This is a genomic window from Sphingobium sp. (assembly GCF_032153725.1).
Classification (GTDB): domain Bacteria; phylum Pseudomonadota; class Alphaproteobacteria; order Sphingomonadales; family Sphingomonadaceae; genus Sphingobium.
Genome location: NZ_JALDYQ010000009.1, coordinates 1 through 21,741 on the forward strand (window position 1 = coordinate 1; position 21,741 = coordinate 21,741).

A 21,741-nucleotide genomic window follows, 5' to 3' on the forward strand; every position below is an offset into this window, starting at 1 on the left:
CCCCGCGAAAAACTCAGACGAAGAGCGTCAATATGCCGACCTGATGGTCGACAACACCGTCATAGATCATCTTGATCGCGACATAGATGATGACGGCAAGACCAAGATAGGCGATCCAGCGGAAGCGTTCGATATATTTGGCAATGATATTGGCGGCGATGCCCATCAACGCGACGGACAGGATGAGGCCGATGATCAATATGCCGGGATGATCCCGCGCCGCGCCGGCGACCGCCAGCACATTATCAAGGCTCATCGACACATCCGCGAGCGCCACGGCCCAGGCTGCGCCCGCAAAGCTCTTGGCGGGACGCAGGCCGGATATGTCGTCGTCAGCGGTGTCCGGCGTGTCGCCGCCCCGCTTCGGGTGCAGTTCACGCCACATTTTAAAGGCCACCCAGAGCAGCAGCAGCCCGCCCGCCAGGATCAGGCCGACAATCTGCATGAGCTGCGTCACGACCAGCGCAAAGCCGATGCGCAGCACCAGCGCGGCGATGATGCCAAGCAGGATGACTTTCTTGCGCTGGTCGGCAGGCAATCCCGCCGCCAGCGCGCCGACGACAATGGCATTGTCCCCCGCCAGCAGCACGTCGATCATCAGCACCTGGCCAAAGGCGGCCAGCGCGGTGGGTGATCCGATATTACTGAAATCGTTGACGATATGGGTCCAGATGCTGGCCAGGGACCCCGATCCCTGGGCGGCAGCGGCGGCAGTAGCGATAAGGTCGAGCATGGCGGCCTGGCTAAACTCCCGCTTACTGGTTCATCGAATCGAAGAAGTCTTCGTTGGTCTTGGAATCCTTCATCTTGTCGAGCAGGAATTCCATCGCGTCGACCGTGCCCATCTGCATCAGGATACGGCGCAACACCCACATCTTGCTGAGTTTGGCCTTGTCGACCAGCAGTTCTTCCTTGCGGGTGCCCGATTTGCCGACGTCCAGCGCCGGGAAGATGCGCTTGTCCGCCACCTTGCGATCAAGGACGATTTCCGAATTGCCGGTGCCCTTGAACTCTTCGAAGATGACTTCGTCCATGCGGCTGCCGGTGTCGATCAGCGCGGTGGCGATGATCGAGAGCGAACCGCCCTCCTCAATGTTACGCGCGGCGCCGAAGAAGCGCTTGGGACGCTGGAGCGCATTGGCGTCGACACCGCCGGTCAGCACCTTGCCCGACGAGGGGACCACGGTGTTGTAGGCGCGGCCCAGGCGCGTGATCGAGTCGAGCAGGATCACCACATCCTTCTTGTGTTCCACGAGGCGCTTGGCCTTTTCGATCACCATTTCGGCGACCTGGACGTGGCGCTGCGCGGGTTCGTCGAAGGTGGAGGAGACGACTTCACCCTTCACGCTGCGCTGCATGTCGGTGACTTCTTCCGGGCGCTCGTCGATCAGCAGGACGATCAGGAAGACTTCGGGGTGATTGTCGGTGATCGCCTTGGCGATATTCTGGAGCAGAACCGTCTTGCCCGTGCGCGGCGGCGCGACGATCAGCGCGCGCTGGCCCTTGCCCTGCGGCGAAACGATGTCGATGACGCGGGCCGATTTGTCCTTGACCGTCGGGTCGAGCGTATCGAGCGTCAGCTTCTGCGTCGGATAGAGCGGCGTCAGATTGTCGAAATTGACGCGGTGCCGGACCACTTCGGGATCGTCGAAATTGACGGAGATCAGCTTGGTCAGGGCGAAATAACGCTCGCCATCCTTGGGCGCGCGGATTTCCCCTTCCACCGTATCGCCGGTGCGCAGGCCGAATTTGCGGACCTGATTGGGCGAGACATAGATGTCGTCGGGACCGGCGAGGAAATTCGCTTCGGGTGAGCGCAGGAAGCCAAAGCCGTCGGGCAGCACCTCTATCGTGCCCTCGCCCATGATCTGCTCGCCATTATCGGCCTCGACCTTGAGGATCGCGAACATCAAATCCTGCTTGCGCAGGGTCGATGCGCCTTCGACGCCCAGTTCCTCCGCCATGGTCACGAGGCCAGCAGGCGCTTTTTTCTTGAGATCCTTAAGGTGCATTCGCGTGGAGTCCGATGGAATGAGAGAGTTGGAAACGGAAATGGGGAAGTGACGCCCGGCCAAGCCTCGGGAGAAACCCGCGCCGGACGGGCGGGATAGAATGTCTGGCGTTTAGCCATCCGACCCTAGCCAAGTCAAGGCGGCTCAATGGTGCGCATGGATGGAAATTGCCGATATGCGCCCTGCCGCGAATGAAACGGGATGGGCGGAACAGCATGGCCCATGCTATACAGGAATAAAATAAGGAGGACCGAGGAGATGGGACGCCTGCGCGCCGCCCTGTGCATCGCTATCGCGATCATCAGCCCTCCCCTGGCCGCGCAAAACGCCGCGCTCGACCCCGACGATCCGCCCGCTGTCGTCCGCACCGTTCCCACGCCCGACGCCCGCGTCACCATTCCCATCCATATCGATGGCAAGGGACCGTGGAACTTCATCGTGGATACAGGATCGCAGCGCACCGTCATTTCGCGCGAGCTGGCCGAGAGGCTGGCGCTGCCGGTCCGCCGTCAGGTCACGATCGTCAGCATGACCAATCGGGCCGAAGCGCATACGGTCGATGTGCCGAAACTGGGCTTCGGCAAGACGATCGTGGACGATATCGAAGCGCCGGTGCTGGAGGGCGAGCATCTGGGCGCGCCGGGGCTGCTGGGGCTGGATGGGCTGCATGCCAAACGCCTGCTGCTCAATTTCCGGACCGGCCGGATGGAGATCAGCACCAGCAGGCGGGCTCCGCGCGATCCCCAAGCGATCATCGTGGAAGCGCGGCGGCGCAAGGGTCAGCTGATCCTGCTCGATTCCGACGTCAACGGGATGAAGGTCAATATCATCCTCGACACCGGCACGTCGATCAGCGTCGGCAATATGGCGTTGATGACCAAGCTGGTGCGCAGGAAGAAGGCTCCGCCGCTGAGCCTGGTGACGCTGACCAGCGTGACGGGCGAAACGCTGGCCGGTCAGTTGGGGCTGATCGATCAGGTGCGGATGGGCCGGGTCACGCTGAAGGACATACCCGTGATGTTCGCCGATGCGGAGCCCTTTGCCGAGCTGGAGCTTCTCGACAAGCCCGCGCTGCTGCTCGGCATCAATGCGCTCAAGGGGTTCGACCGGGTGGCCATTGATTTCGGGCGGGGGAAGGTGGACTTCCTCCTGCCCGATACCGGCTTGCTGGAGCGGACGCGCTTTGCCGCTTCGCCCAAGGCGATCGGCTAGGGCCTGTTCCGATCAGGCTGAATCAGAACATGCCCTAACGCTGTTGTTGTGGCTGCCGATTGCGCCCCAGCACATTGTCGATCCATTGCTGGTCGAGACGCGGCGGCTGCGGGCGGTCGGCGGGATTGGGCGCGGCGTCCGTCCCTTCATCCTCGCTCTGCTGGCGGTCTTCGCCTTGTTGCTGCTGGCCGCGCTCGATCGGCAGACCGTTTTCATCGACCATCATGTCCCCATCCGTTCCGCTGTCGGGCTGGCCATAATAAGCTTCCTCATCCGGTTCCAGCTGCCATTCGGGCAGCGTAACCTGCGTCTCGAACTGCTCGACCGGACGGTTGGCGACGGCGACCTTCATATAATCGGCAAAGGCATGGGCCGGCGCCCGGCCGCCCTGTAGCACGCCGACGGCATGCGCATCGTCGCGGCCCATCCAGACGCCAGTGGTGACGCCGCTGGAAAAGCCCAGAAACCAGCCATCCTTGTTGCTGCTGGTGGTGCCCGTCTTGCCTGCCACCGGGCGATCGATCTGCGCCGTCCTGCCGGTGCCGGTGCTGACGGCGGTCTGCATGAGATCGGTCATGCCCGCCGCGACCCAGGGGGCGACCAGCACGCGGCTGGTGTCGTCCTGATGTTCATAGAGGATGCGGCCGTCCGCGGTCGTGACCTTGGTGATGCCATAGGGGGTCACCGCCACGCCCTTGCGCGCGATCGAGGCGAAAGCGCGGGTCATGTCGATCAACCGCACGTCGGACGTGCCCAGCACCATCGAGGGGTGGGTGTTGATCGGCGTGGTGATGCCAAAGCGCCGGGCCATGTCGGCCACGGTCGGAAAGCCGACCTCTACCCCCAGCTTCGCCGCCACGGTGTTGACCGAATAGGCAAAGGCGGTGCGGATATCGATGTCGCCGGAGAAGCGGCCGTTGCTGTTGCGCGGCTTCCAACCGTTGATGTCGACCGCGCTGTCGGTGACGCCGGTATCGGGCGTGTAGCCGGCCTCCAGCGCCGCCATATAGACGAAGATCTTCCACGAGGAACCCGGCTGGCGGGTGGCCGTGGTGGCGCGATTATAGTTGGACGAGACGTAGTCAAGGCCGCCAACCATCGCGCGCACGGCGCCGTCGCGGTCGAGCGACACCAAAGCGCCCTGCGTGCCCTTCGGCACATTGGCCTGGATCGCGGCGGTCGCCGCCTTCTGCATGCCAAGGTCGATGGTGGTATAGACTTCCAGCGGCTCGTTCGGTTCATCGACCAGCGTGTCGAGCTGCGGCAGCGCCCAGTCGGTGAAATAGCGGACGCTGTTCTGCGGCGGCTCGGGGGCCATCTTCACGTCCTGAAGATGGGCCTCGGCGCGCTCGGCGGCGCTGATCTTGCCATTTTCCTCCATCAGTTCCAGCACCACGCCCGCCCGGCCGATCGCCGCATCGGCATCGGCGGTGGGGGAGTAACTGGACGGCGCCTTCACCAGACCTGCGATGATCGCGGATTCGGGCAGGTCGAGACTGGTGGCGGGATGGCCGAAGAATTTGCGGCTGGCGGCGTCAATGCCATAGGCGCCGCCGCCGAAATAAACCTTGTTGAGGTATAGTTCGAGGATCTGCCGCTTGGAGAATTTGCGCTCCAGCGCCAACGCCAGCACCATTTCCCGGACCTTGCGGCCCCAGCTATAGCTGTTGTTGAGGAATATGTTGCGCGTCACCTGCTGGGTGATGGTGGAGGCGCCCTGCCAGCGGCGGCCGCTGCCGCGACGCTCCATCGCCACCCAGGCGGCGCGCGCCATGCCGATCGGGTCGACGCCTGGGTGAAGATAATAGCGCTTGTCCTCGGTCGAGATCATCGCATCGACCATGACGGTCGGAATCTGGCCGTAGCTCAGCCAACGGCCAAAGCTTGGCCCCAGCGAGACGATGACGCTGCCGTCCGCCGCATGCACGCGGATCATCTGCCCATTGGGCGAGGATTTAAGCGATTCATAATCGGGCAGCGACTGATAGGCGATCACCACCGCCACCGCGACCGCGACCGCCGCGCTCAAAAAGCCGAGAAGACCAATTTTCAGGCCCCGTATCAGCCACTTCTTCACCTTGCCCTGCGGTTCGCTGCTCGATCGTGCCATGGTTCGCCCGGATATGCGCTAAACAGGAAGGCGGCCAGTGGAAAAGCCGTGCAGGCCGCACAGAACTCTTGATTGCTCAAGAGAAGCGACGCTTTACTGGCGATGAACGATTATTCAACGTCGTCGCGTGGGCTGAAATCCAGCGACGCGCTGTTCATGCAATAGCGCAGGCCGTTGAGGCCCGGTCCGTCCGGGAAGACATGGCCCAGATGCCCGTCGCATTTCGCACAGCGGACTTCGGTACGGATCATGCCGTGGCTGTTGTCGCGGATTTCATCGACGGCATCGATGTCGACCGGCGCGGTGAAGCTGGGCCAGCCCGATCCGCTGTCATATTTTTCCTCGGCATCGAACAGCTCCGCGCCGCAGCCCGCGCAATAATAGACGCCATCGGCCTTGTTGCTGTTATATTTTCCGGTGAACGCCCGCTCCGTCCCCCCTTCGCGCAGGATATGATATTGGTCGGGGGAAAGGCGCTCGCGCCATTCGGCGTCGGTCAGGTTGAGCTTGTCCATGCGCGGCAATATGGCGACGGCAGGACGTCCGATCAAGCGCTTAGGCCTGGCGTTCGCGCGCGGCCTGACGGGCGATGGCCAGCAGTTCATGACGCACCATCAGGTCGCCCAATCCCCTGCCCGACCGACTGGCGCGCTCGGCCTGAGCCAGCCGCTGGATGACGCGGGCGATACCCGGCGCGTCCCAGATGCGGACCTGTCGGGTGACGACGCCCTTTTCCTTCCAGAAGACCGCCTTGCCTGCCGCGTCGACGGCGCCCTCCAACCGGCCACTCCCGTCGAAATCGGCGCGGATATTGGCGAGCAGCATGGCGCGGGTCAGCAGCGGGCGCAGCACCGCTGCCATCGCGGTTCCGGCTTCGGCCAGGCGCCCCAGTTCGCGATGCATGCCCCGCAGATCGCCGCCCAGGACCGCGTTCACCAGCGGCGCGGCATCGGAATCGGGATTGTCGGCCGATAGCGCGTCCAGCGCTTCCTCGGTCGCCTCTCGCGGCCGATCAGGCGCGGCGTCGAGATAGAGGATCAGCTTCTCCACCTCGCCTGCCATCAGCGTGCGGTCGCCATTGGTAAGGTCGGCAATGCGGCGGCCAAGGTCCGACGAGAGACGCAGCCCCCCTTCCCGCGCAATGGCGATGGCGATCTGCTCCGCCTCCCGCGCGTCGGGCTGGTAGGAGGCGAAGGCCATGGTCTGTTTGTGATCGAGGGCGAGCTTGAGCAGTTTCGATGTGCCCTTGAGCGCGCCGGCGATGGCAATGACGGGATTGCCCGCCACTTCGGCCTCCAGCAGAGCGGTCAGTGCGGGGAGCGATTCCTCGCCCATGCCGTTGACGCGAATCCAGCGCTTGTCCCCGAACATGGAGAAGGACGCCGCCTCATCCGCCAGCCGCGCCGGATCGTCGCGCAGGGTGGTGGTGTCGAGATCGATCCGTTCCGCTTCCGGCCCCATGGCACGCTCCAGCCGCTTCGCCAGCGTCGTGCTGCCCGCCTCATCGGGGCCATAGAGCAGGAAGAAGCGGCAGTCGGCGGACGGCGCGTCGAGCGCCTTCTCGATCTGACCGCGACTGGCCTTCAACGGGCTTTGTCCGGGGTGGCAAAGCGGGCGAGCCGGGCGATGATCTGATCGGCAATGGTCTGCGACAGCCGTTCGAGCGCGGTATCTTCCGCCGCGATGGTCGCATATTCGCTGGAGACGACGTCGATGCCGACATCCGATCCGGCCGTATCGTCAAGAATCTGCGCGCCGGTGGTGGAATCGATCAGCTGATAGCGCGCCCGGAGAGTGCGCCGTTCGCGGGTGACAGCGGCGTCCGAGCGCAAACCGAAGCCGCTGATATTGTCGTCCAGCTTCACCACCAGCTTGTAGCCGGGCCCTGTGCCGCTCATCGCCGCCAGCCGGTCGTTGAGCGCGTTGCGCACCAGCCAGCCGCCCTTGCCCTCGATCGGCTGCACCTCGACACGCCCCAGCGCCTGCGCGACCGCGCCATGGCTCCCCCCGCTATAGACCGGGCGAAGCCCGCAGGCGGAGAGCAGGACGGTAAGGCCGAGCAGGGGCAAAATGCGCTTCATGATATGACCTTAGCCGTTTGCGTTCAGATGACCAAGTTCACCAGACGATCCGGCACCACGATCACCTTCTTCGGCGTGGCGCCATCCAGCGTACGCACCACATTGGGCGCGGCGAGGGCCAGCTTTTCCAGCTCATCCCTGGCCGTGCCCTTGGGTACGGTGATGGTGTCGCGCAGCTTGCCCATCACCTGACAGGCAATGGTCACCTCATCCTCGACCAGCAGCGCCGGATCGACAGCGGGCCAAGCGGCGTCGGCGATCAATCCCTGTTCGCCCATGTCCGCCCAGGCTTCTTCGGCCAGATGCGGCGTCATCGGCGCGACCAGCAGCGCCAGCGCCCGGATCGCCGCGCTGCGGCTGGCCGAGGGCTTCGCCTTTTCGACCGTATTGGTCAGTTCGTAGATCTTCGCCACCGCCTTGTTGAAGGACAGGGCTTCGATATCCCTGGCGACACCGTCGATGGTCTGGTGCAGCTTGCGGTCGAGCGTCCTGTCCTGACCCTCAGCGGCCTTGTCGGCTTCCCCGAACAGCCTCCACAGGCGATTGACGAAGCGCCAGGAGCCTTCGATGCCCGCTTCCGTCCAGGGCAGGTCGCGCTCCGGCGGGCTGTCAGACAGCATGAACCAGCGTACCGCGTCCGCGCCATATTGGGCGATGATGTCATCGGGATCGACGACATTCTTCTTGGACTTGGACATTTTCTCGACGCGGCCGACCGTCACCGGCGCGCCGGTTTCGAGCATGACGATGCTGTCGCCCTGCCTCTCCACATCCTGCGGGGCGAGCCAGGCGCCTTCGGGCGATTTATAGGTTTCGTGCGTCACCATGCCCTGGGTGAATAGGCCGGTGAATGGTTCGGCAAAGCCGATCTGCCCCATATGCTGAAGCGCGCGGGTCCAGAAGCGGGCATAGAGCAGATGCAGGATCGCATGTTCCACGCCGCCGATATATTGGCCGACCGGCAGCCATTTCTCGACCGTCTCGCGATCGAAGGGCTTGTCCTTGGGCTGGCTGGCGAAGCGGATGAAATACCAGCTTGAATCCGTGAAAGTATCCAGCGTGTCCGTCTCGCGCCGCGCCGCCTTGCCGCATTTCGGGCAGTCGACATGCTTCCAGCTCGGATGGCGATCGAGCGGATTGCCGGGAATGTCGAAGCTGACATCCTCCGGCAGCACGACCGGCAGCTGGTCCTTGGGCACGCCCACCGGGCCGCAATCCTCGCAATGGATGACCGGGATCGGGGTGCCCCAATAGCGCTGACGCGACACGCCCCAGTCGCGCAGGCGGAAGACGGTGGTGCCGGTACCCCAGCCCCCCTCTTCGGCGCGGCGGATGACTTCCGCCTTCGCATCCTCGACGGCGAGGCCATTCAGGAAATCGGAATTCACCAGCTTGCCGGGGCCGACATAGGCCTCCTCACCGATACTCCTGGTTTCGTCACCCTCGGCAGCGACGACACGCTCCACGGCAAGCATATATTTGCGGGCGAAGTCGAGGTCGCGCTGGTCATGGCCCGGAACCGCCATGACGGCGCCGGTGCCATAATCCATCAGCACAAAATTCGCGACGAACAGCGGCAGCTTGGCGCCGGTGAAGGGATGGATCACCGACAGGCCGGTGTCATAGCCCTTCTTTTCCTGCGTCTCGATCTCGGCCGCAGCGGTGCCGGTCTGCCGGCATTCATCGGCAAAGGCATGCAGCGCCGCGTCCTTTTCGGCCAGCGCCAGCGCGATCGGATGATCCGCAGCGATCGCCGCGAAACTCGCGCCGAAAACCGTGTCCGGACGGGTGGAGAAGACCTCCAGCTCATCGATATCCCCGACCGGCGCGTCCAGCTTGAAGCGGAATTGCAGGCCGACCGACTTGCCGATCCAATTCTCCTGCATCAGCCGGACCTTCTCGGGCCACTGGTCGAGCGTCTTGAGGCCCGCCAACAGATCGTCCGCGAATTGCGTGATCTTGAGGAACCATTGGCTCAATTTCCGCTTCTCGACCGGCGCGCCGGAACGCCAGCCCTTGCCGTCGATCACCTGCTCATTGGCAAGCACGGTCATGTCGACCGGGTCCCAGTTGACCGCCGATTCCTTGCGATAGACCAGACCCGCTTCCAGCATGTCGAGGAACAGCGCCTGCTCATGGCCATAATAGTCGGGATGGCAGGTCGCCAGTTCCCGGCTCCAGTCCAGCGCGAAGCCCAGTTTCTTGAGCTGCGCCTTCATATTGCCGATGTTCTCATAGGTCCATTTGCCGGGATGGACCTTCTTTTCCATCGCGGCATTTTCGGCCGGCATGCCGAAGGCGTCCCAACCCATCGGATGCAGCACTTCATGCCCGGTCATCCGGCGGAAGCGCGCCAGCACGTCGCCCATCGAGTAATTGCGCACATGGCCGATATGGATGCGCCCGGAGGGGTAAGGGAACATCTCCAGCACATAGGACCGTGGCTTGTCGCTCGTGTCCGACGCCTTGAACGTCTGCTTCTCGTCCCAGGCGGCCTGCCAGCGGGCGTCGGCCTCAAGCGGGTTGAAGCGCCTTTGCATGGAATCGGTCCTCAAAATGCATTCGGGCTGAGCTTTGTCCAAGCCCAGCCCCGTGGTTCAAAATAAGCGACGGAAAAAGGGCTTAGCCGGCAATCGCCATGCGGCGCAGGTCGCGGGCCTTGGTGAGGATGATCTCTTCCAGCTTCTGCACGGTCGCGGCCTGCACCGGCGCGTCGACCCACTGGCCGTTCTGGCTGATCTGGCGGCTGGCGGCCACGCGCAGGGCGTCGGCGCGCAAATCCTGGTCGAGGATAGAAACGGTCAGTTTCATACGCTCATTGGGGCTGTTCGGGTTCGCATACCAGTCAGTGACGATCACGCCGCCGTTGGAATCCGTCTGCACCATCGGCATGAAGGACAGGGTATCCAGCGTCGCGCGCCATAGATAGGCGTTGACGCCGATCGTCGTCACCTTCGACGCGGCCAGATCCGCCTTGGGACGGTCCTTGGCGCCACCTCCGCAGGCGGCGAGCGGCAGAAGCGCAGCCAGCAGCAGACCGGCGGAAAGAGGCGTGGAAAGGCGGCGGACCATCATGACTGTCCCATCAAACAAGAAAAACGCCCCGCTTCTATAGAGAAGCCGCGCCAATCGGCAAGGGGGAGTCGGGTGCCCGCGCCATCCCTCCCCTCACGCTTCGTCGCGGGAGCGAACGAGTCCTGTGTGTTCCGTGCAACAGCTCGGACAAAAAACTGGTAGCGCTCTACCAATTCCAGAGCCTTGCGTATATGAAGAAGCCTAGAAAAGTAGTCGGTGGGGAAGAGATTCGTATCATGCGTCTGAAGAGGGGACATATCGCATTGGCAGGCTCGGCGGTTGCCGTGGCCGGCTTCATGCTGTCTCCCGCATTCGGCGCCGCGACCGATCTCGTCCACATGCGCGCCGAAACGCCGGTGTCGCTGGGTGCCCTGGGCAGCATTTCCTCCTTCACTCCGACGACCAAGGACCCACGTCTGGCCGCGGCCTATGCGAAGATCGCCGCCTCCGCGAGTCGTCAGAATTTCCGGTTCACGCCCACCAGCGGTTCGCTGAGCGGTCAGCGCTCGGTCACGGTCATGGTGCGCGCCGCCGATCTGAACGATCGGGTGGCCGTCAGCCGGACGCTCGATCCGGTGAATATCGCGCCGGTCGCCTTCAGCCTCAACAGCGCACATAACTGGCGCAAGTTCGCCCTGCCCGAAGCGGTGGGCCGCAAGGAACTGGACCCGGTTTCGGTCGAACCGATCGCGGGCGCGAGGAATTTCTCGCTGGATCAGGGCCACAAGGACCGCTTCAGCACGAAGGTCCTGATCGAAAGCCGCCGCGAACCGGCCGCGACGATCCGCAACCCCAGCGCGGACAAGGATTATTCGCTGGATCTGGCCAGTTCCTATTCGCTGACGCGCAATCTGAACGTCACGGCGGGCGTGCGCTATAATAACAGCTTTGCTGGCCGCCTGACCCCGATGACCGACGACCGGCAGGATGCCCAGGCCGTCTATCTGGGCACGATCTTCAAGTTCTAAAGGCGGAGCCATTTAGGGTTCCTGCAGGCTGGCTTCGCATCTTCGCTGCGCCGGAGCTGTGAGTCTTTTTTCGGCCATTTGTAGCCGTTCAACAGTTCGTCATTCCCGCGAAAGCGGGAACCCATCTCCCAACCTTGCATCAGGCAGTTCGCTCAGGAGATGGGTCCCCGCTTTCGCGGGGATGACGGATAAGCGGACCGTCCGACATCCACCCAAGCGTCACCCCTGGACCGACAAGCCATCAATCGCCGCCCAGCCTGACGCCCCTATACCCTTCAACATCGCCCGATGTGCCACACGCACACCGCCCAAAGCCATCACCGGCACATCGGATAGCCGCGCCAGATTCGCGAATCGCACCTTCCCCAAGGGAAACGCACCGGGATGCGATCGCGTCGAAAAAAGCGGCGATAGAAAGACCAGATCGGCCCCATCCCGCAACGCCGCCAGCATTTCCCGCTCATCATGTACCGGCATGCTGTGAAGCAGCGCCTTCCCCGCAACACGGCTGTCACGCCCATGCCAGCCGTCGGCACCCCACCCCTGCGCCTGCGACGCCGTGCCCCCCAGCATCAATACCAACCGTCGTGATCGCGCGACCCGCGCAACCTGATCGAACAATGCCCGTCGCTTCCGCCGGGACGTGCGGTAATGCCGAAACACCACCCCTGCCTTTCCCACAGGCAACCGCGCAACCGCCGCCAGCAAAGCCGCCTCCCCAACGCGTTCGTCGGTCATCAACCAGATCATCGGCAGTTTTTTGCGGTGGCGGCGTTGCATGACCCTCGCCTATAGCAGCCGCCATGACGACCGAAAGCATCGAAGCCGCAGAACGGCTCACCCATGTGCGCGCCGCCATGGGTCGCGCCGCCCGCCTCACCGGCCGCGCTGCCGACGACATCAACCTGATCGCCGTGTCCAAGACGCAGGCCATGGATGCCATCCGCCCGCTGATCGAGGCGGGTCAGCGCGTCTTCGGCGAAAACCGCGTGCAGGAAGCGCAGGGCAAATGGCCTGCCTTGCGCGAAGACTCCCCTGCTCTGGTCCTGCATCTGGTGGGGCAGCTCCAGTCGAACAAGGCAGCGGATGCGGTCGCGCTGTTCGACATCATTCATTCGCTCGACCGACCATCGCTGCTGACCGCACTCGCCAAGGCCATGGATGCGGCGGACAAGCGGGTTCCCTGCTTCCTTCAGGTCAATATCGGCGCGGAGCCGCAAAAGGGCGGATGTCCGATTGCCGAGGTTCCCGCCCTCATCCGCGCGGCACGGGATGCGGACATTCCGCTGCTCGGCCTGATGTGCGTGCCGCCGGAAGGGATCGAACCCGCGCCCTTTTTCGCGTTATTGGCGAAAATGGCGCGCGAGGAAGGCCTTACGCGCCTTTCCATGGGCATGTCCGGTGATTTCGAAACCGCGATCATGCTGGGCGCGACGGATATCCGCGTCGGCACCGCCCTGTTTGGAGAAAGACCATCTGCCGCTCGCCCTGTCCCGGCGAGCGGCAGGGGCATGATCAGAAACTCCCGCGCAGAGTGATGCCGTAAGTACGCGGATCAGCCAGATAGGCCGAGATCAGCTGGTTCGCCATCGGCGCGCCCAGTGCGAACTGACCGGTGGTGGAGGTCGACGGGCTGCTCGACTGGAGCGGGCTGCTGAACGCGACCTGGGTATAGTCCTGATTGAAGATATTCTGACCCCAGAATTCCACCGCCCAGCGCTGCTGCGGCCCGCGGACGCCGACGCGGGCATTGAACACCGCATAACCGTCCTGCCGCTTCTCCGGGAACAGATCGGACCCGGTATTGAAGTCGCTGCTCATGCGCCCGTCAATATAGAAGAGTGCCGACAGGCCACCGGTGCCAAGGCTGGGCGTCCAGGATGCACTCATCGTCGTCACCACTTCGGGTGCCTGCGAGTTGATCGATCCAGGCAGCAGGAACAGCGCCGGGTCGAGCGGCACCGCGCCATTGCTGCTGCCGACCAGCCTGTTGGCGAACTTGGCGCGGGCATAGGTGAAGCCACCGGCGAAGCGGACGTTGCGCGCCGGGGTTGCCGACAATTCCAGCTCCACGCCCTGGCTGATCAGGCCCGGACCGACATCGCCGCTGGCGCAGGTCCGGCTGGCCGACAGCGCGCTGTCGCAGCCATTGATATTCTGGACCACGAAGCTGGTGCCGTTGAAGGTGTTCAGCTGGAAATTCTTGAACTCCTGCCGGAACGCGGCGATGTTCGCGCTCCATTTGGGCTGGGTGTATTTCAGGCCGATTTCAAAGGCATCGACCTTTTCCGCGGCGAAGCGCAGGCTGGTCACGTCGGCATTGGAACGCGGCGAAAACACTGCCGGGACCGGATTGAGGCCGGTCGAACCCAGCTGGAAGCGGTCCAGATTATAGCCGCCCGCCTTATAGCCCTTCGAATAGCTGCCATAGACCAGCAATTCCTCGACCGGTTTCCACGACAGGACGGCGGTGCCCGAAAATTCGCCATTGCTGGTCTTGTCGTTAAGGTTGAGCGCGTTCAACCCGGTCGAACCATTGCCCAGACAGCCCAACGTCAAAATGCCGCCCGCCAGCGCCGCCGCGCTGCCCAGCTGCGCATTGGTCGCGAGTGCCGGCAGGCTGGACGCCTGAAGCGCTGCGCAGGTCGCATTGTTGTTGTTTAAATCGGCTGAGAAGCGCTTGCTTTCATGGGTGTAGCGCAGGCCCAGAGTCAGATCGAGCTGCCTGGTGATGTGAATGATATTGTGCGTGAACAACGCCCAATTCTCGCTCTTCTGATGATAGAGCGAGGCAAGGTCACCGGTTCCCGAAGGAATGGCCGCCAATGCGCGCAGACCATTGCCAAGGCCGGTGGAGATGGCGCCCGCCTGCAAGGCCGGAAGCCCGGCGCCAATCAAGCCCGCATTGAGCTGCGCCTGCGTGCCATTGATGAACAGCTGCGTCGCCGCAGGGTTGCTGCCGCAGGCGGCCAACTGCGCGGCGGTCAGGTTGCTGTTGGCGCTGGCGCCCGCCATCAGGCGGCAGGCCGCAAAGCGGCCATAATCCGCGCCGAAGACGATATTATCCTCCAGCGTCAGCTTCTCATGGGCGTAATAGCCGCCGATCAGCCAGTCGAGCACCTCGCCAAAGGCGGACCCTTGCGCTCGCAATTCCTGGGTGAAGGTCCTGAACTGGCGATAGGTGTTGGGATCGCGATAGAGCAGGTCCGCGCCGCTATAGTCATAATCGCCATAATCCTGGCTCTTATAATCGCGATAGGCGGTGATGCTGGTCAGCTTGGCACCGCCCAGATCATAGCTTATCTCCCCTGAGACGCCCCAATCCTTGAGCTTGCTCACATAGTTGCGGCCCGGCGTGATGGTGAGGTTGCGGTCATAGGGATCGGCGGCGAACACGCTGCCCTGCCCTGCCAATATGGCCGCAATGCGGTTGAAAGGAGCGGTGCTATAGCCGCCGCCAGCCAGTGGCCGCCGCTCGCGCGTTTCGATATAGGCCGCGCCGCAACAGCTTTCATCCCGGTTGGTGTAATCCCCGATCAGGCGGATGGAGAGCGCGTCATTGGGTTCGAACAGAGCCTGCCCGCGCAGGAAATAGCGGTCGCGGTCATTGGTATCCCCGACCTTCTGGCCCGCCGCATTCACCAGATCGTAGAAGCCGTCGCGCTTCGACCAGACACCGTCCAGGCTGAGCGCAAGGCTGTCGGTGACCGGTCCCGTGATGCGGCCGGCCAGACGCCAGTAATCATAATTGCCGTAAGTGACTTCGGCCTTGCCGGCGAGCTTGAATTCCGGCGCCTTGCTGATGATGTTGATGAGGCCCGCCGATGCATTGCGGCCGAACAGAGTGCCCTGCGGCCCGCGCAGCACCTCGACCCGCTCGATCTCGCCCAGTTCGTTGAGCCCGGCGCCGGTACGCGAACGGTAGACCCCGTCGATGAACACCGCGACCGAGCTTTCCAGGCCCGGATTGTCGCCCACCGTGCCGATGCCGCGAATACGCGCGGAGGCATTCGCTTCCGTGCCTGTCGAAGACAGCAGCAGCGAAGGCGCCAGCTGGTTGAGCGACCGGATGTCGGTGGCGCCGCTATTCTGCATTGCCTGCGCGGTCACCGCGGACACGGCGATCGGAACGTCCGACAAGGGACTGGCGCGCCGGGTGGCGGTGACGATGATGTTGACACTATCCGGATCGACGGCCGCGCTGCCCTGCTGCGCCCATGCGACCGGAACGCTGCTGCCCAATGCGACTGCACCGGCAGAAATCAGCCAAAGGCTCTTTTTTTGCATGATGATGCTCCCTCTCCTCACCCTGCGCGACTTTTCCGACGCGTCGATCTGGTTTCCAAACTATGCTGATGCGTTAAGCCGAAGGCAAGATAGCCCTGATTTTCTCGGTTCTTAACTGCGCGACCTGATATGATTCTCATAAGCTGTTGCTTAGCGGCAACAGCTTAAATTCCGGTTTCCGCTACGACGGCGCGGGTGCGAGCCAATAGGTAGGAGGTCGTCGCAAGAGCCGCCGGGAAGGGAGAGCGCGCCTAATTAAGCGGAAATCGCAGCAAACGGTCGGCCACCGGCACCAGAGCGGACGCCCCCGGCCCCATGACCCGGCGAATCTCTCCGTGACCGGCATCCAGCCCGCCCGTCAGCGCTCCCAAAGCAGGAAGGATGAGTTTGGTCGGAGATCCCACGAAGCAACGGCGGGATACATGCCGGCCGCGCAGCGACAGGCGCAATTTGGGGTGGAAATGCCCCGATATTTCCGGTCTGGAATCAGCCGGATCAGCTTCATGCCGCAGCCAGATGCCATCAACCTGCATATCCCTGCATCGCCGTCCGCCGGGCATTTCCGCCATGCCCCCGTCATGATTGCCGGTGATCCACACCCAATCCAGCCGATCGGTCAGCGCCACCAGGCGATCCCGCGCCCGATGATCCAGGCGCGCCGCGCCATCCGCATCATGGAAGCTGTCTCCCAGGGACCAGACCGCTCGCGCGCCGGTCCGTTCGACCAGAAGTTCGATCAGATCCAGGGTCGCCCGACTGTCATGAGGCGGCAGAAACTGTCCGAAACGCGCGAACCAGCTTGCTTTTTCAAAATGCAGGTCGGCCACCAGCAACGCCCCGCGCGCCGGCCAGAACAGCGCCGCCTCCGGCAATGCCAGAAATTCGTGACCTGCGAACGAAAGGGGAACCATGGCCCGGCTATGCGCGCTTGTCCCCCGGCTTTCAAGAGGGCGGCGAAGCGGCTATGGGCGACCCATGGATTCCGCCTTCACGCCAGCCTTTACGCCCGCCTTCACGATCGCCGCGCTCTACCGCTTCGCCCGCTTCTCCGATCCGGAGGCGATCGCGGCCCATTTGCGGACGCTCTGCGCCGATCTCCAGACCTGCGGCACGCTGATCGTGGCTGGCGAAGGCATTAACGGCACCGTTGCCGGGTCCGAAATGGCGATCGACAGGCTGGTGGCGCATATCCGCGCGCTCCCCGGCTGCGCCGATCTCGACGTCAAATATGCCTGCGCCGACGAAGCGCCCTTCGCCCGGATGAAGGTGAAGGTGAAGGCGGAGATCGTGACTCTGGGCGCGGGCGATCTCGACCCGGCGAACCAGGCCGGCGCCTATCTCGATCCCGCAGACTGGAACGAACTGATCGCTGATCCCGACACGGTGATCATCGACACGCGCAATGCCTATGAAGTCTCGGTCGGCAGCTTCCGGGGCGCGATCGATCCGGGCACGCGATCCTTCCGCGATTTTCCCGCCTGGTTTGACGGTTTTGCCGAAAAACTGCGCGACGAAGGGCGCACTCCACGCATCGCCATGTTCTGCACCGGCGGGATACGTTGCGAAAAATCGACCGCGCTGGTCCGTTCACGCGGCTTTGACGATGTCTATCATCTGCGCGGCGGCATCCTGCGCTATCTGGAGGAAATGCCCGAAACCGACAGCCGCTGGCAGGGCGATTGCTATGTTTTCGACGAACGGGTGGCCGTGAGCCATGGGCTGAAACCCGGCGATTACCTCACCTGCCGCGGCTGTGGCCTGCCCCATCCCCGCAATGCCGCGCACGATTGCGCGGCAGAGGCATCGGGCGCCTGGCCGCATAGAGGCGGTTAAACCGGCGTTTCGACCAGTTCCGCTATTTCGAACGCATAGCTTTTCCAGCCCCGCATCCGCGAGCCCTCCACCGCTGCGACCCGCTTCTTCTTCGCTTCGGCCAGCGAACGCGCATGACCCCAGAAAACCTCGGTCCTGCCATTTTCCAGTTCAGCGACGATGCGCCAATAATGGGTGAAGGGGTCCGCCGTCGGCCCGATCGTCTTCACATAGCCATCGGGCATGGTGGCCGTCAGATAGCGCTTCTTCCTCGCCATTTCTCAGCCTGTGAAGCGATGGAGCGCCGATCCATGGGCGCGCAGCCATGCCCGCGCCGGTCGAGGGTCTTCGCCCAGTATCAGCTTGTGCGCCGCGTGAAAGGCCGGGCTATGATCCATATGGAGCAGATGCGCCAGCTCATGCGCCACCGTCGCCCGGCGCACCTCCGGCGGGCAGAGGATCAGCCGCCAGCTGTAGCGGATCGCGCCGCTGGAAGCACAGCTCGCCCAGCGGCTGCGCGGATCGCCAATACCGACCGACGCCACGATCAGCCCATTGTCCCGCGCCATTTCATGGCTTTCGGTTTCCAGCACCGCCTTCGCCCGCGCCTTGAGCCAGCGCAGCACGCGCGGCCCGACGGATTCCGCCGCGCCGCCAAGCAGCAGCCGATCGCCCTCCAGCCGGATCGTGCGGGACGCGCCCTCGACCCGGCAGATGCCCACCTCCCGCCCTTCCAGCGGGAAAACAATGCCGTCGCCCAGCGTCACCAGCGCCGGTTGCCGCGCCATTTGCGAACGGACCCAGCCTTCATGCTCCTGCGCCCAACCCAGGGCACGTTGCAGGCTGGCGCGGGTCGGCAAGGAAAGCCTGAGTTCGCCACGGGCCTGATCCAGCGACAACCGATAAGCCCTGGCTCGCGCCGACCGGCGTATCCGCACCGGAACGGCAACGCCGTCGATCAGGATTTCGGCGTCAAAGCTCTCGGTCGACAAGGTGGTTTTCCCAGTCCCCGGCATCTGCCTCGGCAATGGTCCAGCCCCGCACGGACTCCTTTGCCCGATGCACCGCCTCGCGATCGCCGCAGATCAGATAATGCCATTCCGGCAACGGCTTGCCCTCGCCGCGCAGGCGATAGGCGCAGGTGCGCGGCAACCAGCCGATCGTCTTCACCCTGGCAGGCGTCAGGCGCACGCAATCGGGCACGAACCGCCGCCGTTCCTTATAATTGGTGCATTGCCCGCTATGCCGGTCGAGCAGCCGGCAGGCGACATTGGTGGGATAGATACGCCCCGTATCCTCATCCTCGGCCTTATGCAGACAGCATTTGCCGCAACCGTCGCAAAGAGCCTCCCATTCGGCGCGGTCCAGCTTGTCGAGGGGTTTGTCCCAGAAGTCCAACCGTCACTTCACCCATTTTTCGAGGAAGGCGGTCACCTTGGCAGGCTCGCCTTCATTCTGGTCCGGTGTTCCCGGATCATCCACCGGCACCAGCGCGACCGGCGCGCCATCAGTGCCGAAGAGATAGGGCGTGCGGCTGTGGCTGACCAGATAATCGCTCGCGCCCTTCGTCTCTTCCCTGTTGTAGAGCACGACGAAATCCTTTGCCACCCTGGCGATCTCGTCAACCGTGCCGGTGAGGCCGATCAGCCGGGGATGGAAGGCCGCGACATAGGTTTTCAGCACCGCCGGCCTATCCCGCTCCGGATCGACGCTGATGAAGATGGGCTGGACCTTCGCGGCCAAAGCGGGCTGATCCTTCTCGAACTTCGAAAAGCCCTGCATGATCCGCTGCAAATCGACCGGACAGACGTCGGGGCAATAGGTATAGCCAAAATAGACCAGCCGATATTTGCCCTTGAAATCATCCCAGCGAACCTTCTTCCCGTCCTGATCGGTCAGGGTGAAAGGCGCGCCGATGCTCGCCCCGTGCAGATCGCCCGGAACGCTCTCCTCCCCGCTTGATGCATTGCCGCCCGCCCCCATATTACAGGCCGCCAGCAGGGCGGTCAGCGGCAGGGCGAGCGAAATCAGCGCTTTGTTCATGGCGCCGCCAGCCATGCCCTGCTATGGCCCGATTTGCAAATCCCAACGGGGCTATGGACAGAATGACAGGACGTTTTTCGGCTTGGATGAACATTGGCCGTGCCGCCGTTGCACTGGCACTGCTGACGCCGGTCGCGGCGCAGGCGCAATTTTCGGACAATTATAATTTTCTGAAAGCGGTCAAGGATGCCGACGGGCAGAAAGTGACCGACCTGATCCAGAAGCCCGGCTCCACCGTCATCAACAGCCGGGACGTGACCACGGGCGACACCGCGCTGCATCTGGTCGTCGCACGGCGGGACAATACATGGCTGACCTTCCTGCTGGCCAAGGGCGCGAACCCGAACCTGACCGACAATAATGGCAACACGCCGCTGATGGACGCGGTGCAGGCCCGGTTCGAGGAAGGCGCCCGCACGCTGCTCGCCTATAATGCGCAGGTGGACAAGGCCAATGGCAGCGGCGAAACGCCCCTGATCCGGGCGGTGCAGCTGCGCGATGTCGGGCTGGTGCGGCTGCTCGTGGCACAGGGAGCCAGTGCCGACAGGCGCGATTCCATCGCGGGCATGTCGGCGCGGGATTATGCCGAGCGCGATGCGCGGACGCCAGGACTGGTGGAAGCGCTGAGCGCGGCGAAGACGACGGCCGCGCCCAAGGGGCCGGTGCAGGGACCGGTGTTCTGATTTTCGGCCACATGCCGATATCGCCTTTCGTCACCCCGGACTTGATCCGGGGTCCCGCTGTTGTTTTTCAGGCGAACGCTCAAAGGGAAGGACCCCGGATCAAGTCCGGGGCGACGAAGATCAAAAGCGTCCGTTAGCGCTAAACCTATCTCCTCACCATCCCAGCTCCGCTGCATGATCGGGGTCCGCGAGCGCCGACAGCCGCCGCGCCGCGCGTCGGGCGAAGCGCAGAGTCTCCGCCTTCCGCCGCGCCGCCGCCAAAGGCTCCATCGGCGCCGGCCGCACCAGTTCCGCATCATATTGATCCGCGACGATCAGCCCGGTTCGGCCCGGCCAGAGCGCCTCGCTCTCGAACAGCGACAGATCGAAGCCTGACGGCACCGCCCAGAAATAGCGGTCGCAATAGTCGAAATAATCCGGCCATTTCATGTCGCCCAACAAGTCGGCCCGGCTGCACTTGATCTCCACGATGGTGATGCGCCCCGCGCCATCCAGCGCCATGATATCGGCGCGACGGCCATTGGGCAGCGGCACCTCCAATATCCCGCTCATATCGTGCCGGAAGAAGAGGCGCAGCGTCCCCCGCGCCACGGCCAGAGCCGTGCCATCGGTCAGGGGCGAACAGCTGTCGGAAAGATCGGATGCCATCCATCCATCTAGAACAGGAAGGGAACAAAAAGAAAGGGCCGATTCAGGATCGCCCCGAACCAGCCCTTCTTCACGCTCTACGCGCGCCGCGCGTGTCAGCGATAGAAGATATGATTGTCGATCGCGGCGAGCTGGCGCTTGCCCCAACCCGGCGAGACGCGGCGGGCGTGGAAATAGAGCGCGCCCTCGGCCTTGCTGTCCCAGCTGTCGTCGACCGCGATCTGGGCGATGGCAACCGCTTCGCGCCAGCTTTCGCTGCCCATGCGGATCGACGGCATACCATTGCCGCGCACGAAGCTGAACTGGCCGCGCTGATAGACGACACCACAGAGGCTGTCGGCAAAACGACCTGATTTGGCGCGGTTGATGACGACGCGCGCAACGGCCAGCTGGCCTTCCAGGCTTTCGCCCTTGGATTCGAAATAGACGGCGCCGGCCAGGCACCTCATGTCGCCGGACACGTCCTCTGCCGCGCCCTGCGCGTCCACGAGGGCGGCGAGATTGTCAGCCTTCACATCGTCGCTGTCGGAAAGAGGAGCCAGCGGCTGCACGACTTCGCGCGGCGCGGCAAAAGAGACGGCGGGCTTCACGCCGGCCCGAGCTGCATTCAGCTCATTGGTCCCCGGAAGGGACAGGACCGACGGAGCCGCTTCGGAAGCGCTCGACATATCGGCCGTAGTAATCGCCGCAGTGGCGGATAAAGCAAATGCCGCGATGATCGCAGCCCTCAGACGGAAACTCATTACAGCTCAAAATCATGCGGTTCTTGGCCGGAGACGTCAAAAACCCCGATATACCGCCGTCCGGCCG

The 21,741-nt window shown here is 63.6% G+C and carries 22 protein-coding genes; 5 read left to right on the forward strand and 17 right to left on the reverse strand.

From position 1 onward, the window contains the following. Nucleotides 1-13: 13 nt before the first annotated feature. Complete coding sequence (locus RUH75_RS04840; protein WP_313802723.1) at nt 14-733, reverse strand: YjbE family putative metal transport protein; 720 nt, start codon at nt 731-733, stop codon at nt 14-16. Nucleotides 734-755: 22 nt separating this feature from the next. Beyond that, a complete protein-coding gene (gene rho, locus RUH75_RS04845) occupies nt 756-2,012 on the reverse strand; it encodes a transcription termination factor Rho (protein WP_313802725.1) in 1,257 nt (418 codons plus the stop codon). A 258-nt stretch (nt 2,013-2,270) separates the two neighbouring features. Between rho and RUH75_RS04850 the strand changes: the two genes are divergently transcribed. Further along, on the forward strand, nt 2,271-3,224 hold the full coding sequence (locus RUH75_RS04850) for an aspartyl protease family protein (protein WP_313802727.1): 954 nt from the start codon (nt 2,271-2,273) through the stop codon (nt 3,222-3,224). 34 nt (nt 3,225-3,258) lie between these two features. On the opposite strand, the gene RUH75_RS04855 is transcribed toward RUH75_RS04850, so the two are convergent. From RUH75_RS04855 to RUH75_RS04880, 6 genes are all read right to left on the reverse strand, one after another. Continuing rightward, nucleotides 3,259-5,334, reverse strand: a complete 2,076-nt coding sequence (locus RUH75_RS04855; protein ID WP_313802729.1) for a PBP1A family penicillin-binding protein — start codon at nt 5,332-5,334, stop codon at nt 3,259-3,261. A gap of 110 nt (nt 5,335-5,444) precedes the next feature. Next, nucleotides 5,445-5,849: a peptide-methionine (R)-S-oxide reductase MsrB gene (gene msrB / locus RUH75_RS04860; RefSeq protein ID WP_313802731.1), complete on the reverse strand. Its 405-nt coding sequence runs from the start codon at nt 5,847-5,849 to the stop codon at nt 5,445-5,447. Between the two features lie 40 nt (nt 5,850-5,889). Beyond that, nucleotides 5,890-6,921 carry a DNA polymerase III subunit delta gene (holA, locus tag RUH75_RS04865; RefSeq protein ID WP_313802733.1) on the reverse strand — a complete coding sequence of 344 codons (1,032 nt, stop codon included), beginning with the start codon at nt 6,919-6,921 and terminating at the stop codon, nt 5,890-5,892. Further along, entirely contained in the window at nt 6,918-7,415 is a 498-nt protein-coding gene (gene lptE, locus RUH75_RS04870) for an LPS assembly lipoprotein LptE (protein ID WP_313802735.1), read from the reverse strand. The genes holA and lptE overlap by 4 nt, the downstream gene beginning before the upstream one ends. A 23-nt stretch (nt 7,416-7,438) precedes the next feature. After that, nucleotides 7,439-9,955 (reverse strand): leucine--tRNA ligase, encoded by a 2,517-nt coding sequence (gene leuS, locus RUH75_RS04875; protein ID WP_313802737.1) that lies wholly within the window; start codon nt 9,953-9,955, stop codon nt 7,439-7,441. Nucleotides 9,956-10,037: 82 nt separating this feature from the next. After that, nucleotides 10,038-10,487 carry a DUF3576 domain-containing protein gene (locus tag RUH75_RS04880; RefSeq protein ID WP_313802866.1) on the reverse strand — a complete coding sequence of 150 codons (450 nt, stop codon included), beginning with the start codon at nt 10,485-10,487 and terminating at the stop codon, nt 10,038-10,040. Nucleotides 10,488-10,726: 239 nt separating this feature from the next. Between RUH75_RS04880 and RUH75_RS04885 the strand changes: the two genes are divergently transcribed. After that, a complete protein-coding gene (locus RUH75_RS04885; RefSeq protein ID WP_313802739.1) occupies nt 10,727-11,458 on the forward strand; it encodes a hypothetical protein in 732 nt (243 codons plus the stop codon). A gap of 219 nt (nt 11,459-11,677) precedes the next feature. Here the strand turns inward: RUH75_RS04885 and RUH75_RS04890 are convergent, their stop codons facing one another. After that, the gene (locus RUH75_RS04890; RefSeq protein WP_313802741.1) at nt 11,678-12,238 is read right to left on the reverse strand and encodes a thiamine phosphate synthase; all 561 of its coding nucleotides are present in this window, start codon (nt 12,236-12,238) and stop codon (nt 11,678-11,680) included. A 23-nt stretch (nt 12,239-12,261) separates the two neighbouring features. Between RUH75_RS04890 and RUH75_RS04895 the strand changes: the two genes are divergently transcribed. Further along, nucleotides 12,262-12,996, forward strand: a complete 735-nt coding sequence (locus RUH75_RS04895; protein WP_313802743.1) for a YggS family pyridoxal phosphate-dependent enzyme — start codon at nt 12,262-12,264, stop codon at nt 12,994-12,996. Here the strand turns inward: RUH75_RS04895 and RUH75_RS04900 are convergent. Then, complete coding sequence (locus tag RUH75_RS04900; RefSeq protein ID WP_313802745.1) at nt 12,974-15,745, reverse strand: TonB-dependent receptor; 2,772 nt, start codon at nt 15,743-15,745, stop codon at nt 12,974-12,976. The two genes, RUH75_RS04895 and RUH75_RS04900, sit on opposite strands and share 23 nt — an antisense overlap. A 251-nt stretch (nt 15,746-15,996) precedes the next feature. Continuing rightward, complete coding sequence (gene pdeM, locus RUH75_RS04905) at nt 15,997-16,656, reverse strand: ligase-associated DNA damage response endonuclease PdeM (RefSeq protein ID WP_313802747.1); 660 nt, start codon at nt 16,654-16,656, stop codon at nt 15,997-15,999. A 64-nt stretch (nt 16,657-16,720) separates the two neighbouring features. On the opposite strand from pdeM, the gene RUH75_RS04910 reads away from it, so the two are divergent. Continuing rightward, the gene (locus tag RUH75_RS04910; protein ID WP_313802749.1) at nt 16,721-17,578 is read left to right on the forward strand and encodes a rhodanese-related sulfurtransferase; all 858 of its coding nucleotides are present in this window, start codon (nt 16,721-16,723) and stop codon (nt 17,576-17,578) included. Here RUH75_RS04910 and RUH75_RS04915 read toward each other — a convergent pair. Genes RUH75_RS04915 through RUH75_RS04930 form a run of 4 tightly spaced genes read right to left on the reverse strand, consistent with a single transcriptional unit; the run spans nt 17,575 to nt 19,615 of the window. Then, nucleotides 17,575-17,835: a hypothetical protein gene (locus RUH75_RS04915; protein ID WP_313802751.1), complete on the reverse strand. Its 261-nt coding sequence runs from the start codon at nt 17,833-17,835 to the stop codon at nt 17,575-17,577. The two genes, RUH75_RS04910 and RUH75_RS04915, sit on opposite strands and share 4 nt — an antisense overlap. Before the next feature lie 3 nt (nt 17,836-17,838). Next, nucleotides 17,839-18,549 (reverse strand): YgjP-like metallopeptidase domain-containing protein, encoded by a 711-nt coding sequence (locus tag RUH75_RS04920; protein ID WP_313802753.1) that lies wholly within the window; start codon nt 18,547-18,549, stop codon nt 17,839-17,841. Next, the gene (locus RUH75_RS04925; protein WP_313802755.1) at nt 18,530-18,955 is read right to left on the reverse strand and encodes a YcgN family cysteine cluster protein; all 426 of its coding nucleotides are present in this window, start codon (nt 18,953-18,955) and stop codon (nt 18,530-18,532) included. The genes RUH75_RS04920 and RUH75_RS04925 overlap by 20 nt, the downstream gene beginning before the upstream one ends. Nucleotides 18,956-18,958: 3 nt before the next feature. Next, nucleotides 18,959-19,615 (reverse strand): SCO family protein, encoded by a 657-nt coding sequence (locus tag RUH75_RS04930; RefSeq protein ID WP_313802757.1) that lies wholly within the window; start codon nt 19,613-19,615, stop codon nt 18,959-18,961. A 71-nt stretch (nt 19,616-19,686) separates the two neighbouring features. Between RUH75_RS04930 and RUH75_RS04935 the strand changes: the two genes are divergently transcribed. After that, a complete protein-coding gene (locus RUH75_RS04935; RefSeq protein WP_313802759.1) occupies nt 19,687-20,283 on the forward strand; it encodes an ankyrin repeat domain-containing protein in 597 nt (198 codons plus the stop codon). 153 nt (nt 20,284-20,436) lie between these two features. On the opposite strand, the gene RUH75_RS04940 is transcribed toward RUH75_RS04935, so the two are convergent. Beyond that, a complete protein-coding gene (locus tag RUH75_RS04940) occupies nt 20,437-20,931 on the reverse strand; it encodes an MmcB family DNA repair protein (RefSeq protein ID WP_313802761.1) in 495 nt (164 codons plus the stop codon). A 95-nt stretch (nt 20,932-21,026) separates the two neighbouring features. Next, nucleotides 21,027-21,674: a cell wall hydrolase gene (locus tag RUH75_RS04945; protein WP_313802763.1), complete on the reverse strand. Its 648-nt coding sequence runs from the start codon at nt 21,672-21,674 to the stop codon at nt 21,027-21,029. Between the last annotated feature and the right edge of the window lie 67 nt (nt 21,675-21,741).